The organism is Vitreimonas sp. (genome assembly GCF_036392335.1).
Taxonomy (GTDB): domain Bacteria; phylum Pseudomonadota; class Alphaproteobacteria; order Caulobacterales; family Aquidulcibacteraceae; genus Vitreimonas.
Genome location: NZ_DASVYD010000032.1, coordinates 74,111 through 87,326, shown reverse-complemented (window position 1 = coordinate 87,326; position 13,216 = coordinate 74,111). Strand labels below are relative to the sequence as shown.

The window sequence follows — 13,216 nt, the reverse complement described above, 5'->3', positions numbered from 1 at the left end:
CGCGACACTAGCCGCGCCCGCCCTTGGCGTCACCCCGCTCGCGCGATGCTTATGGCGCGTTCCAAACGAAGGAGCCGGTATTATTGCCCTCGTTGCTCTCGCCATTCGTCGCACTGGCGTCCGCGACGAAGTCAAACTGATAGGCGCCGGCGGGCCAGACGATGTCGTCCCAGAATGTCAGGTCGTGATTGTAGACGTGGCCGGGTTGGATCGCGGGCACCTGGACCACAAGCCGGTTCGGATATGCGGGATTGGTGTAACCGGCGAGCAAGCGCTCCGGCACGTCGACGCAGCCGCCCTCTTGGCCGGGCACATGACAATTCACCGTCACGATCGACGCCGTGGACGCCACCGTACCCGTGTTGCGCACTGAGACCACGCCATGCGCGATGCGCGACGGGATCGGCTGCAGATCAGGCGATTGCGCGACGATCACGGGGCCGCCGGTCGGCGTACGCGCGACATTGACGTTTGGCGCGCGCGTGACTTGCTGCGCATCAGCAGCGTGCGTGAAGCCAAGTCCAAAACAAGCCATCGCCGCGGCGGCGCCGCCGACGAACAAAGAACGCAACATGGAGCTTCCTCCCAAGGAAACACCCCACCCACCGAGAGAAACGCTAAGGCGGACGGGCGCAATCCGCCGTGACGCCCGTCACGCCGCGCGCCGTCAGAGCCCCGCCCAGGTCGGCGACGCAATCACCGACACCGCGAAATAAGCGGCGGTCGCGACGATCAACAGGATGAGGTGGCGCGTTTTCATAACGGCGTGAATGTAGCGTCACGCCGCGGCCGCCTCAGTGACGCGCGTTACAGGCCATAAGCCGCCTTGAGCTCCGGATCTTTCGCGGCGACTTGCTTGGCCAGATCCACGATCACCTTGGCCTGCTTCCAGGTCGCATCATCTTGCATCTTGCCATCGAGCATGGCGACGCCTGTGCCGTCCGGCATCAGTTCCAGAATCCGCAATGCGAATTTCACTTCTTCGATGTCGGGATTGAACACCTTCTTGGCGATCGCGATCTGGCTCGGATGCAAGCTCCAGGCGCCGGCGCAGCCCATCAGGAACGCATTGCGGAATTGCTGCTCGCATCCCGCCGCATCGCTGATATCGCCATAGGGACCATAAAAGGGCTTGATGCCGTGCATCACGCACGCGTCGACCATTTTGGCGAACGTGTAATGCCACAAATCCTGCTGCACGCTTTCACGCGCGCCGCCGTCCGCGTTCGCATCGCTCAGCACGCGATAGCCAGGATGGCCGCCGCCCACGCGCGTCGTCTTCATTTTGCGCGACGCCGCCAGATCCGCTGGCCCGAGCGAAATGCCTTGCATGCGCGGGCTCGCGCCAGCGATCGCTTCGACGTTCGCCACGCCCTGCGCCGTCTCCAACAGCGCATGCAACAGGATCGGTTTCGTCAGACCGTGCTTGGCTTCCAGCAGCGCCAGCAGCTGATCCATGTAATGAATGTCCCAAGGTCCCTCGACCTTCGGCACCATGATCACGTCGAGCCGATCGCCCACGCCTTCAACAAGCGTCGTCACATCATCCAAATGCCACGGCGAGTTCAGCGCGTTGATGCGGCTCCAATAGCCGACATCGACGCCCTTCAACGCCTTGCCCATCTCGACCGCGCCCGCGCGCGCCGCATCCTTCGCGTCGGCGGGGATGGCGTCCTCCAGATTGGCCAAAAGCACGTCCACGTCCTTGGCCATTTCCGGCGCCTTGGCGCGCACCTTTTCCAGATGCGGCGGCACGAAATGGATCATCCGCTCCAGCCGCACCGGCAGCTCGCGCAAGGGCGCGGGCGCGCCAGTCGCCAAAGGAGCGAAAAAGTGACGGGGTGGCTTCATCGGGGCGCCTCGATCTTGTTCTGTTCGCGCCCGCAGCATGAACCGAGCCTTCCGGCTGTGCAATGCGGCTAACCGGGCCTGCGCTTTACCTTGAAGCCGCAACCGGGGCGGCTATTGTCCGCCCCTTCCGGCGGGGGCGAGCCTCCCCGCGCCCGAGGGCGAGCATTGCGTACTTATCTGGATTTCGAAAAGCCGGTCGCCGAGATCGAGGCCAAGATCGAAGAGCTTCAGGCGCTCGCCGAAGCCTCCGGCGCCGACGCCATTTCTCAGGGCGTCGAACTCTCGCGCCTCAAGACAAAGGCCGAGAACCAACTCGCCACGATCTATTCAAGACTTGATCCCTGGCAAAAGACGCAGGTGGCGCGGCACCAGGACCGCCCGCGCTTCCGCGATTACGTCGCCGCCCTCGTCACCGATTTCATCGAACTCTCCGGCGACCGCAAATACGGCGAAGACGCCGCCATTCTTGGCGGCACCGGCAAATTCATGGGCCGGCCTGTTTTGGTGATCGGCCATGAGAAGGGTCGCACCACGCAGGATCGCCTCAAGCACAATTTCGGGATGGCGCGCCCTGAAGGCTATCGCAAAGCCGTGCGATTGATGGACCTCGCCGACAAATTCGGGCTTCCCGTTGTCAGCTTCGTCGACACCGCCGGCGCTTATCCTGGAATCGGCGCCGAGGAGCGCGGCCAAGCTGAAGCGATCGCGCGCAGCACTGAACGCTGCCTCACACTCGGCGTGCCGATGGTGGCGGTGATCGCTGGCGAAGGCGGCTCGGGCGGCGCCATCGCCATCGCCGCCGCCAACAAAGTGCTGATGCTTGAACACTCGATCTATTCGGTGATCAGCCCCGAGGGCGCGGCCTCCATTCTCTGGAAAGACAGCGCCCGCGCGAAGGACGCCGCGACCGCGATGAAAATCACGGCGCAAGATCTGATCGAACTCAAAGTCATCGACGACATCATCAAGGAACCCGTCGGCGGCGCGCATCGCGAACCAAGTGCGGCCATCGCCACCGTTGGCGCGGCCATCGCGGAAGCGCTCGACGAACTTGGGAAACTCGATGGCGCAGGCCTCCGCGCGCAGCGCCGCGACCGCTTCCTGGCAATCGGGCGCTTTGAGGCGGAAGCCGGCGCGGCTTAAGCGCCATCGCCCCCTCTCGCGCATGAGGGAAAGGACCGAGGTGCGGGCGCGGCAAGACATTTCCGCTCTTGGCCCATAGCGGTCATCGGTGCGCGGACATAGAGTTGCATCATGGCTTCCAAACCTAGCTCGCGATTGTGGACGTGGCTGGCAGGGGCCGCCTTGGTGGTCGCCACTGTCGTCGCGCTGAACTGGCAGTGGTTCACCTTTGCCGTGGCGGTCGCCTTCGCCGAGCGGCGTCCGGCGCTGTTGGCCGACGCTCAATGGGATGAGCCAGCTTCCGCGCGCAGGTTTTCCAATCGCTTTCGAGCCGGTGCGAGCGAAGCAGAATTGCTTGAATGGTTGGAGTCCAACGAGTTCACAGTTGACCGTGACACCGGTCAGGCGAGCAGGCTGATACGTGGTTTGCCCTGCAACGAGGCGGTCGAGATTGGGTGGTCCAAGACATCGGGCGATGTGCTTTCCAGCACCGAAGCGCGTGTGTCGGAAGCCGGTTGTCTCTAGTGGCTAACGTCTGACTTCGGCGAAAAGCGGACTATAGGCGCGCTTGAGAAACATCCTCTTCATCTGCAGCCAGAACCGCCTCCGCAGCCCGACGGCGGAGCAAGTCTTCGCCACGCATCCGGGCGTCGAGACCGCATCCGCCGGCACCAACAACGACGCCGACAATCCGCTCACGCCCGAATTGCTGCGCTGGGCCGACATCGTCTTCGTCATGGAGAAAGCGCATCGCAACAAAGTGCAGAAGCGCTTCAAAGCCGAGCTGAAACACGCGCGCCTGATCTGCCTCGACATCCCCGACGAATACGAATTCATGGACGAGACTCTGATCGCGCTGCTGCGCGCAAAAGTGACGCGATTTCTGCCGCCCTACTAGTCGCGCTCAAGCCATTCATGCTCCAGCAGCCGCAAACGAGTCGTCACGCTCATGAGAAACGCGGTCGACCAAGCGATCAGCACGAGGCCGTTCACGGCTTCGATGGCCCCAAGCACCCGCCAATTCACCCCGAGCGTCAGATCACCGAAGCCGAGCGTCGAGAAACTCACCGTCGAAAAGTAAAGCGCTTGTTCGAAGGTCCCGAACTCGCCGAGCACACGGTAGAGCACGGCGTAGCTCCAGACCTGCGCGGTATGGAGCGCGAAGATGCCGAACACGACCAGAAGGATCATTCCAGCTTGGCGCAGGGCGCCTTCGTGGGTGCGCAACCGGGCGCGCGCCGTACTCATCAAGCGCGTGAGAAAGAGCAGCCCGAAGAAGTGCGTCAGCGTCGTTACGCCCACCATAAGAGTGGCGACGCCCAGATTGAGCACGAGTTGAGAGAGCGGCACTTCCATGTCGCCAGCCTGTGGCCCGGCCAGCGGCCCGCATTGATCCGCATCAAGGGCCAAGATTCATCCCCGGCTCATCTCGGCTCTGCTGCAATATCCCGATAATGCGCCTATGTTGCTCTCTTATTCGGAGATGATCCCATGACCGACGATCTTTCCCGCCGCGCGCTCGCTCTTGGCTTGGGCGCAAGCGTACTTCTGCCGGGGGCCGCGCTCGCGCAAAACGACCAGACTTATTCCGAGCCGGAAATCGTCGACGCGGCCGAGCGCTTCTTTGGCGCCGGCGCGGAGGGCGTCGCCGCCGTCGTCAGCCACGTGTTCGCTGAAAACGGCCGCCCCAACGGCTATATCGAAGGCGAAGAAGGCTCCGGCGCGATCGGCATTGGCTTGCGCTATGGCGATGGACGCCTCCGGCTCAAGGGCCGCGGCGGCACGACGCGCGTGTACTGGCAGGGCCCGTCGATCGGCTTCGACACCGGCGGCAACGCGTCGAAAGTGTTCACGCTCGTCTATGGCATGCGCGATCCGGAACAGATTTTTCAGCGCTTCCCGGGCGTCGACGGCTCGGCTTATTTCGTCGGCGGGGTCGGTGTGAATTATCAGCGTCGCGACAACATCACGCTCGCGCCCATGCGCGCCGGCGTCGGCTTCCGCCTCGGCGCCAATATCGGCTACCTCGCCTATTCGCGTCGCCGCCGCTTGAACCCGTTCTAAGCGCGCACGCGCAGCATCACAGCTTTGTGGGTAGTCAAGCACACGTCTGCTGATAGCCTTCTCGTTGGGAGGGTGAAGCATGCGTCAGTGGCTCTGCACTGGACTGGCCTTACTACTAGCTGCGTGCGCGACACCCGCGCCGAATGCACGGAGCGCAACGGAAGCGCCGTCCTGGCCATCTCTGCAACGCTTCACTAACGAGCGGGAATTTCTGGACTACGTCCGCGCCACGAACGAAGCGCGGGCGGCACGCAGCGCGCAAGGCCGACGCGGGCAATCGCCCGGCAAACAAAGCGTCGCCAGCGAAGAGCTCTGCCCCACGCCGGAAGATTGCCCGCTCGAAGACAACAGCGAGATCATGGTCACCGCCTCCGCGCGTGCAGCTGTCTCCGCAGCTTCCGCGAACACCGCCATCACCAATGTGCAAACTGCCGGCGTCGACGAAGGCGATATCGTCAAAATGATCGGCCCCTATCTCATCGTGTTGCAGGACGGACGCCTCTTTTCGATCGATACGGGCGATTCCTCGGCCGATTTGACGTTCACCGATCGTATCAATGTCTATCGGAAGGATCACGCCGATTCCTGGTACGACGAAATCCTTGTGCACGAGAACCGCATCTTGGCGACGTCCTATTCGTACGAACACAACGCCACCGAATTCAGCGTTTTCTCACTGAGCCCCCAAGGCCGCTTCACGCGCGAAGGCTCCTATTTCATCTCCTCCAACGATTATTATGACGGGGACAATTACGCGACGCGGCTCGTGAACGGCGCCCTCGTCATCTACACGCCGCTAATGGCCGACGAGGTCGATGAGGACCAGCCGCGTTGGCCTTTGGTACGCCGCTGGCTGCGCGAAGGCGAAGACGGCGAAGAACTGACAAGCGGCCGTCCCCTGTTCGATGCGCGCGACATCTACCGCCCGGTTCAAGCAACGCTGCGGCCCACAATTCACACGATCTCGGTCTGCCCACTTGGCACTCCAAACGCTGGCGACGAACTCGAATGCCGCAGCACCGCCATCGTCGGCCCCGCCCCGCGCGAGTTTTATGTCTCAAATGATCACGTCTATCTGTGGACCTGGACCGGCTACGAGCACTGGGATTGGCGCGAGAACGAACGCATGTGCGCCGCGCGCGCGGCCGACGGCTTCGAAAGCGCAACGCCCGCGGCGCTGTTTCAGATCGACATCGCAACCGGCCGTCCGCGGGCCATGTTCATTCGCGGACGTCCGAACGATCAGCTGGGTATGGAGGCGACAGCGGATGAATTTCACGCGCTCGACGTCTGGGTCGATCCGCGCTGCCCCCTCGACGCGCCCGAACTGCCGCTTCGCTATTTTTCCACTCGGCTTTCAGCTTTCAGCGTAACGCCGCAATCCGCGCCGGAAAGCGCGTTCACGCCCTTGCCCGGTGCCGGCGGCTACGGGCTCGAGAACCGCTTCACCGCCGGCCACCTCGTTTATGGCGGCCGTACGCGTTGGTCTTCTTATCGCGACGATAGCGAGCAGGACGCTACAGGCGTCGTCGTCGTCGTGCCATCGCGCAACCCGAGCGCCGCCACCGTGCTGCAAGCGCCGCACAATATCATCCGCGTCGAAAGCATCGGTGAAGACGCTGTGCTCACCGGCTACCAGAGCAGCGAAGCGTTGAGCATGTCCGTGCTCGATCTCTCCGGCGCCCCGCGCATCACCGACACGGCGCGCCTGCGCGGCCGCTTCGAAACCGAAGGCCGCTCGCACGCCTTTAACTTCACGCTCGCTGAAGACGGTTCCGGCGTGCTCGGCATCCCGACCGGCGAAGCGCAAAAGCGTAGCGGCCGCTGGGTGTGGGACAGCGAATCTTCGGACGTGAGCTTTGTCGCGCTCTCAAACGAAGGGCGGCTCACCACTTTGGGCGAACTGACCTCGAATGAGGATGCAATCGACCCTACTTATTCTTGCGAAGTTTCGTGCATCGATTGGTACGGCAATTCACGGCCGATCTTCGTCGGCCCTCGCGTCTTCGCGCTCTCCGGCACGGAACTAGTTGAAGGCCGTGTGGTTGGCCAAAGCATCCGCGAGATGGCGCGCGTAAACTTCACCGTACCGCCGCCGCGTCACTGATCGCCACGCCGCGCGCGTTGCTCAGCTTCGTGGCGTTCGCGGAATTCCTCGGCGAAGGCGGAGGCGAGAATGCCCGTGGGCATGGCGACGATGCCGACGCCAGCGAGCGCGACGAGGCCCGCGGCGACACGGCCCCATGTTGAATCGGGATAAACGTCGCCATAACCCACCGTCGTCAGCGTCACGACGGCCCACCACATCGCGCGCGCGATCGAGCCGAAGGCTTGGGGTTTGGTGTCGCCTTCGATCAGGTAGAGCAGCATCGCGGCGATGTAGAGTTGCGCCGCCGCCACCGCGAGCGCGGCCATCAGGGGCGCCCACGCACGCCGCACGGCGGCGCCCACGATCGCGAACGCAGGCACGTAGCGCGCGAGCTTGAACAGACGGAACAGACGCAACGCGCGCAGCGCAGGGAAAAGTTGGCTCGAGTGATCCGGGAAGAACACCATCGCGATCAGCTCGGGCAAGAAGGCCAGAACGTCCGCGAGCGTGACGGGCTGAGCAAGAAAGCGCAGCCGGCCCATGACGCCCGCATGCGCGGGGTTCTCGCCTTCGGACCAGAAGCGCAACGCAAACTCGATCGCGAAGATCCACACGACAGCGACGTTGACTGCCTGCACCCAGGGCAGCATCGAACGATCGAGCCCAGAATCGGCGCGCAGCAGCTCCGTCTCCAGCGCGAGCGAGAGCAGGCTGAAAATCACCAGCACGATGATCGTGCCGGAGAAGAAATTGATGCCGCCCGGCTGATCCGGCTCAAGCCAATCGTGCGCGTAGGCTTTCGCGGTCGTGTGTTTGCGTTTGATTAGAGGCATGCCGCCCCTCCCTCACGCGCTTTTAGCCAAGCGCGCGAGGGGGGCCAAGCGGACTCAGCTCGGCGATGAGAGTTTCAAGCCCACGATGCCGGCCACGATCAGGCCGATGCAGGCAAGGCGCGCGACACTTGCGCTTTCGTTGAAGAGCATCATGCCCAGCAATGCCGCGCCGACCGCGCCGATGCCGGTCCAGACCGCATAGGCGGTGCCGATCGGCAACTCGCGCGCAGCCATCGCAAGCAGCCACATGCTCGCGGCCATGGCCGCGATCGTGATCGTGGTTGGCACAGGCTTCGTGAACCCGTCGGCATATTTGAGGCCGATGGCCCAGACGATCTCCAACAGGCCAGCGCCGGCCAACATGATCCAGGCTTGCATGACGACTCCTCCGCGCGCTCGCGCGCACATGATGGGGCCGTCCCCGCTGGATGGAAAGCGAGCGGGTCGTCCCGCGCGCGGAATTGACATGGGACAAGAGCCGCGGGGCTTCAACCCGCTCAGTAACCCACGTTCAATGCGAAAATGCCGGTTTGAACTTGCGAACTACCTATCTCTATCCCTGCGTCTGATCCTGACGTGACTTGAAAGCTCGCGTAGCCGAGCGTCACGCCTCCCGGAACATCTCTCTCGCGAATGGATGCAGCACCACCCCGCGTTCCTCTACCGTTAGAAAGGAGATCAATCCATTCCCCCTCTCCGGCAACACGCACCTTTATTTCAAACGCATGCGCACGCCGACTATGCCAGTAAAATAGGGCACGCTCATATGCGAACACGTCGGCCGCATCATCGATCTGATAAGGGACACTGGCCTCAATTGGATGAATAAGAGCATTGAATGTCGGCAGCATATACACGCCCCCAGCATTCGGAGGTGTTTGATACGCAATATCGAATGAGCCGTCCGAATTTGAATCGTGAAAACATACCCACTCGACGCTAAATCCGCTGTTGATCCATGTTACGAAGCCGCCACGCGGATCGTATGCTGCACAAAAATAGTCTTTGCGATCCCGGCCCCTTGCCAAGAGGAGCTGCGTCCCGCTTGCAAAATGCGCGCCCTGCCCACGCCCTGGTGTTGTCACGTCTGCACGCAGCGTCACGCTTCGTAGCGCTTCAACACGCTGGATCATGAAAATGGATTGCGGCGCGAGACTGCGATCACCAGTTTCGCTTTCAGCCAGCGGCCTCGCGAGCAAACCAACGACGACCGGAATAGGCTGATTAGATTGCGCGGCAGCGTGCGACGCAAGACAAACGAAGAGCAAGAGAAACGCAAACCAGCGTGCCATAAATTACCCCCGCAGCGTGCCGCCCGTGGCCTTCATCACCGCGCTCACCACCTTGGCGCTGACCGCTTCGATGTCGGCGTCGGTGAGCGTCTTCTCACGCGGTTGCAGCGTCACTTCGATGGCAAGGCTTTTCTTGCCCGACTGCATGCGCTCGCCGCGATAAACATCGAACAGCGACACATCTGAGATCAGAGTTTTGTCGGCGCCGATCGCAGCGCGCACCACATCGGCTGCGGCGACCGCATCATCAACAATGAACGCGAAGTCGCGCGAGAGCGGTTGCAGGTCGAGCTTCTCCAGCGGCGGCTTGGCGCGGCCTTTGGCGCGCGGTTGCGGCAGCGCGTCGACGAAGATTTCGAACGCCAGCGCCGGCGCTTCCACGCCGATCGCCTTCAGCGCACGCGGGTGGATTTCGCCGAAGATCGCCACCGGCTTATTGCCCAAGCGCAGCGCGCCTGCGCGGCCAGGACGCCAATGCGCAGGCACGTCGGTCGAGGTTTGCAGCGAAGCGACGGGCGCGCCGAGCGCTTCGAGCACGATCATGAGATCGCGCTTCACGTCGAAGATGTCCGGCTGCGGCGCGGCGCGCCAATGCCGCGGCGGGCGCGCGAGCCAAGTTGCGGCGATGGTGCGGAGTTGGCCCGTCTCGGTCGTGTCGCGATAGGCGGGACCCGCTTCGAACAAGCGCGCGTCATCAAATCCGCGATCGGCGTTGCGTTGCGCGGCGACCAGCAGGTTCGGCAAGGCGGAAGGCCGCATGCAATCGAGATCGCTGGCGATCGGGTTCGAGACCAGCATCTCTTCGCTGCCGCCGCCGAAGGCTTGCGCGTGCGCGCGTGAACAAAAGCTCCAGGTGATCGCTTCGTTGTAACCGAGCGACGCCGCCGCGCGACGGCCGATCCGCGAGCGGCTTTCGCCAACGCTGGCGGTCGGCGCACGGAAGCCGGCGGCGCGCGGCGGCGCCAAAACCGGCATTTTGTCGAAGCCCTCGATGCGGGCGACCTCTTCGACGAGATCGGCCGAACCTTCGACGTCGCGCCGCCAGGTCGGCGGCTGCACGATCAGCTTCTTGGAGCTTTGCCCTTCGGCGCTGGTCTCGAAGCCCAAATCTTTCAGGATCGCACGCACACGCGTGGGTTTCACATCGATGCCGGCGAGCGCGCGCACGCGGTCGGGATCAAAGGTGATGGCCTTGGGCGGCGCGGGTTCTTCGCCGGCGACCACGACTTCGCTCGCTTCGCCGCCGCAGAGATCGAGGATCATGCGCGTCGCGAGTTCGAGGCCGGTGACGACGAAGCCTGAATCCACACCGCGCGCGAAACGGTATTGCGCGTCGGAGACGATGCCGGTTGCGCGGCCCGTCGCGTGCGTGCGGGTTGCGTCGAAATAGGCGCTTTCGAGGAACACGTCTGTTGTTGCTTCCGAGCAGCCGCTTTCCTCGCCGCCCATGATGCCGCCAAGGCCGAGCACTTTTTCATCGTCGGCGATCACGCACATCGCGGGCGTCACGTCATAGACGTTGCCGTCGAGCGCCTTGAAGCTTTCGCCTTCGCGGCCGAGGCGCGCATGGATCGCGCCTTTCAGCTTGGATGCGTCATAGACATGCAGCGGCCTTGCGCGATCGAGTGAAATGAAATTGGTGATGTCGACGAGGATGTTGCGTGGGCGCAGGCCAACAGCGCGCAAGCGCGTTTGCAGCCAAGCCGGCGACGGCCCGTTTTTCACGCCGCGAATAAGGCGGCCGGAGAACATCGGGCAAGCTTCGTTATTCTCGATCGTCACCTTCACTGGCGACGGGAAACGGCCCGGCATCGGCAGAACCGGCTTCGTCGTCACCTTGCCCAATCCGGCCGCCGCGAGATCGCGGGCGATGCCATGCACCCCCAACCAATCGGGGCGGTTCGGCGTGACTTCGATATCGACCACCGGATCGTTCAGATGCAGCGCCTCCGCGAGGGGCGTGCCGACTTTGAGCTCGGGATCGAGTTCGAGAATGCCGTCGGCATCGGTATCAAGTTCAAGCTCAGCGCCCGAACACAGCATCCCGTTCGACACGACGCCACGCACCGGCTTGGGCTCAAGCGTAATGCCGCTGCCGGGGATGTAAGTGCCGATTGGCGCGAACGCGGTGACGAGGCCAGCGCGCGCATTCGGCGCGCCGCAGACGATCTCCAACGTGCCGAGCTTGGTTTCGACTTGGCAGACTTGCAGCTTGTCGGCGTTCGGGTGCTTAGCCGCACTGATGATGCGCGCGACCGTGAAGGGCGCGAGCTTTGCGCCCGCGTTCTCTACGCTCTCGACCTCGAGGCCGGTCATCGTCATGCGCTCAACGATGTCGTCGAGCGAGGCGTCCGTGGCCAAATGCTCTTTGAGCCAGGAAAGAGTGAATTTCATCGCCGCGATCCTTCGCGCTTCGTGCGCTTCAAGCGCCCGAACAAATAGTTGATATCCGTAAGCGTCGCGCCCCATTCGGGGTCGGCGAGCGCTCCTTGTTTTTCGCAGAGCAACTCGCTCCACCAGCGCGCATATTGGCCGAAGAAGCGGCGCAGCAGCTTTTCATCGAGCGCGCCGACGCGCAGCAATTGCGCCACCTTTTCCCAAAAATGCACCACCGACGCGATCGCCTCGCGCTGCTCGATCGATGCGCTTGCATACGCGGCGGGCATCGACGCGCCGCCGGACAGCGCATCGTGCGCGGCGATGCGCACGTGATTGAAGAGCGGCGAATGGAACTCGTTGTAGAGATCGAGCGTCAGACGCAAGCGCCGGTCATTGTGCGCGCCCGTCCAGCGCGCAAAGCCGCCGAACAGCGCGCCCATCAGCGCGCCGGCAAACGCCAGCGCAAGCTGGCTCGTCAATTGCGGATCGAGGGCCATTAGCCCAATCCTTGCGCCAGACCTGGCAGCAGATACGGGCTGAAGCCGTAATGCTTGAGCCAGCGCGTGTCGGCGTCGAAGAAGGCGCGCAGATCGTTCATGCCGTATTTGAGCATGGCCAAGCGATCGATGCCCATGCCGAAGGCGTAGCCTTGGTATTTCTCGGGATCGATGCCGCAATTGGCGAGTACGTTCGGGTGCACCATGCCGGAACCCAAGATTTCCAGCCAATCGTCGCCGGCGCCGATCTTGATCTGACCGCCGGAGCGATCGCAGCCGACATCGACTTCCGCTGACGGTTCGGTGAACGGGAAATGGTGCGGCCGGAAGCGCAGCTTCACATCATCGACTTCGAAATACGCCTTGATCGCGGCGATCAGCACGCTTTTCAAATCAGCCATCGTCGAGGTCTCGTCGATGACGAGGCCTTCGATCTGGTGGAACATCGGCGTGTGCGTGGCGTCGCTATCTTTGCGGAATGTGCGGCCCATGCAGATCATGCGGATCGGCGGCTTCTGCTTCAGCATCGTGCGCACCTGAACGGGCGACGTATGCGTGCGCAGCACTTTGCGTTCGCCGCGCTCGTCCTTCGCGTCCATGAAGAAGGTGTCGTGCGTTTCGCGCGCCGGATGCTTCGGCGGGAAATTGAGCGCGGTGAAATTATTGAAATCGGACTCGATGTCCGGGCCCTCTTCAACCGAGAAGCCCATCTCGCCGAAGATTTGCGCGAGCTCCTCCATCACTTGGCTCACAGGATGGATCGTGCCCAAGCGCGGTTTCACCGGCGGCAGCGTGACGTCGACGGCTTCGGCCTTGAGCTGCGCATCGAGCGCGGCTTCAGCCAGCGCGGCCTTCTTCACGACGATGGCTTCGGTGACGCGATCCTTGAGGCCATTCAGCTTCGGGCCGAATTCCTTGCGTTCCTCGGGGCTCATGGAGCCCAAATTCTTCATCAGCGCGGAAATAGAGCCCTGCTTGCCAAGCGCCTCGACGCGCAGCGCTTCAAGCGCCGCCTCATCATTGGCGGCGGCGACGCGCGCCAGCAGATCGCGTTCGAGCGTTTCGAGATCGGTAGTCGCGGTCATATCG

General features: G+C 63.0%; 14 protein-coding genes. 5 read left to right on the top strand and 9 right to left on the bottom strand.

Translation table 11 applies throughout. The annotated features are described in order from the left end of the window. Positions 1-49: 49 nt before the first annotated feature. The gene (locus tag VF769_RS07865; RefSeq protein ID WP_331007838.1) at positions 50-574 is read right to left on the bottom strand and encodes a CARDB domain-containing protein; all 525 of its coding nucleotides are present in this window, start codon (positions 572-574) and stop codon (positions 50-52) included. 233 nt (positions 575-807) lie between these two features. Further along, positions 808-1,851: a CoA ester lyase gene (locus tag VF769_RS07860; protein ID WP_331007837.1), complete on the bottom strand. Its 1,044-nt coding sequence runs from the start codon at positions 1,849-1,851 to the stop codon at positions 808-810. 165 nt (positions 1,852-2,016) lie between these two features. On the opposite strand from VF769_RS07860, the gene VF769_RS07855 reads away from it, so the two are divergent. The 3 genes from VF769_RS07855 (at position 2,017) to VF769_RS07845 (ending at position 3,871) form a co-directional block, all read left to right on the top strand. Beyond that, positions 2,017-2,994: an acetyl-CoA carboxylase carboxyltransferase subunit alpha gene (locus VF769_RS07855; protein WP_331007836.1), complete on the top strand. Its 978-nt coding sequence runs from the start codon at positions 2,017-2,019 to the stop codon at positions 2,992-2,994. 165 nt (positions 2,995-3,159) lie between these two features. After that, on the top strand, positions 3,160-3,498 hold the full coding sequence (locus tag VF769_RS07850; RefSeq protein WP_331007835.1) for a hypothetical protein: 339 nt from the start codon (positions 3,160-3,162) through the stop codon (positions 3,496-3,498). A gap of 43 nt (positions 3,499-3,541) precedes the next feature. Beyond that, complete coding sequence (locus VF769_RS07845) at positions 3,542-3,871, top strand: low molecular weight protein tyrosine phosphatase family protein (RefSeq protein ID WP_331007834.1); 330 nt, start codon at positions 3,542-3,544, stop codon at positions 3,869-3,871. On the opposite strand, the gene VF769_RS07840 is transcribed toward VF769_RS07845, so the two are convergent. Then, positions 3,868-4,383, bottom strand: a complete 516-nt coding sequence (locus VF769_RS07840) for a potassium channel family protein (RefSeq protein ID WP_331007833.1) — start codon at positions 4,381-4,383, stop codon at positions 3,868-3,870. The genes VF769_RS07845 and VF769_RS07840 overlap by 4 nt on opposite strands. An 81-nt stretch (positions 4,384-4,464) precedes the next feature. Between VF769_RS07840 and VF769_RS07835 the strand changes: the two genes are divergently transcribed. Both VF769_RS07835 and VF769_RS07830 read left to right on the top strand, forming a co-directional pair. After that, positions 4,465-5,037 carry a DUF1134 domain-containing protein gene (locus VF769_RS07835; RefSeq protein ID WP_331007832.1) on the top strand — a complete coding sequence of 191 codons (573 nt, stop codon included), beginning with the start codon at positions 4,465-4,467 and terminating at the stop codon, positions 5,035-5,037. 79 nt (positions 5,038-5,116) lie between these two features. Then, positions 5,117-7,144, top strand: coding sequence for a beta-propeller domain-containing protein (locus tag VF769_RS07830; protein WP_331007831.1), 2,028 nt, complete (start codon positions 5,117-5,119; stop codon positions 7,142-7,144). Here the strand turns inward: VF769_RS07830 and VF769_RS07825 are convergent. The 6 genes from VF769_RS07825 to pheS form a co-directional block, all read right to left on the bottom strand. After that, positions 7,138-7,959, bottom strand: a complete 822-nt coding sequence (locus tag VF769_RS07825) for an ion transporter (RefSeq protein ID WP_331007830.1) — start codon at positions 7,957-7,959, stop codon at positions 7,138-7,140. The genes VF769_RS07830 and VF769_RS07825 overlap by 7 nt on opposite strands. Positions 7,960-8,013: 54 nt before the next feature. Then, positions 8,014-8,337 (bottom strand): quaternary ammonium compound efflux SMR transporter SugE, encoded by a 324-nt coding sequence (gene sugE, locus VF769_RS07820; protein WP_331007829.1) that lies wholly within the window; start codon positions 8,335-8,337, stop codon positions 8,014-8,016. A 119-nt stretch (positions 8,338-8,456) separates the two neighbouring features. Further along, entirely contained in the window at positions 8,457-9,251 is a 795-nt protein-coding gene (locus tag VF769_RS07815) for a hypothetical protein (protein WP_331007828.1), read from the bottom strand. 3 nt (positions 9,252-9,254) lie between these two features. Then, positions 9,255-11,645, bottom strand: a complete 2,391-nt coding sequence (pheT, locus tag VF769_RS07810) for a phenylalanine--tRNA ligase subunit beta (protein WP_331007827.1) — start codon at positions 11,643-11,645, stop codon at positions 9,255-9,257. Continuing rightward, positions 11,642-12,127: a DUF4760 domain-containing protein gene (locus VF769_RS07805; protein WP_331007826.1), complete on the bottom strand. Its 486-nt coding sequence runs from the start codon at positions 12,125-12,127 to the stop codon at positions 11,642-11,644. The genes pheT and VF769_RS07805 overlap by 4 nt, the downstream gene beginning before the upstream one ends. Then, positions 12,127-13,212: a phenylalanine--tRNA ligase subunit alpha gene (gene pheS / locus VF769_RS07800; protein WP_331007825.1), complete on the bottom strand. Its 1,086-nt coding sequence runs from the start codon at positions 13,210-13,212 to the stop codon at positions 12,127-12,129. Before pheS ends, VF769_RS07805 begins: the two co-directional genes overlap by 1 nt. Positions 13,213-13,216 lie beyond the last annotated feature (4 nt).

What these genes read in the sequence shown, in the direction of transcription:
- VF769_RS07835 (WP_331007832.1), top strand. Translation starts at nt 4,465, where the DNA reads ATGACCGACGATCTTTCCCGCCGCGCGCTCGCTCTTGGCTTGGGCGCA.
- VF769_RS07860 (WP_331007837.1), bottom strand. Translation starts at nt 1,851, where the DNA reads ATGAAGCCACCCCGTCACTTTTTCGCTCCTTTGGCGACTGGCGCGCCC.
- VF769_RS07865 (WP_331007838.1), bottom strand. Translation starts at nt 574, where the DNA reads ATGTTGCGTTCTTTGTTCGTCGGCGGCGCCGCCGCGGCGATGGCTTGT.
- VF769_RS07815 (WP_331007828.1), bottom strand. Translation starts at nt 9,251, where the DNA reads ATGGCACGCTGGTTTGCGTTTCTCTTGCTCTTCGTTTGTCTTGCGTCG.
- sugE (WP_331007829.1), bottom strand. Translation starts at nt 8,337, where the DNA reads ATGCAAGCCTGGATCATGTTGGCCGGCGCTGGCCTGTTGGAGATCGTC.
- VF769_RS07805 (WP_331007826.1), bottom strand. Translation starts at nt 12,127, where the DNA reads ATGGCCCTCGATCCGCAATTGACGAGCCAGCTTGCGCTGGCGTTTGCC.
- VF769_RS07825 (WP_331007830.1), bottom strand. Translation starts at nt 7,959, where the DNA reads ATGCCTCTAATCAAACGCAAACACACGACCGCGAAAGCCTACGCGCAC.
- pheS (WP_331007825.1), bottom strand. Translation starts at nt 13,212, where the DNA reads ATGACCGCGACTACCGATCTCGAAACGCTCGAACGCGATCTGCTGGCG.
- pheT (WP_331007827.1), bottom strand. Translation starts at nt 11,645, where the DNA reads ATGAAATTCACTCTTTCCTGGCTCAAAGAGCATTTGGCCACGGACGCC.
- VF769_RS07830 (WP_331007831.1), top strand. Translation starts at nt 5,117, where the DNA reads ATGCGTCAGTGGCTCTGCACTGGACTGGCCTTACTACTAGCTGCGTGC.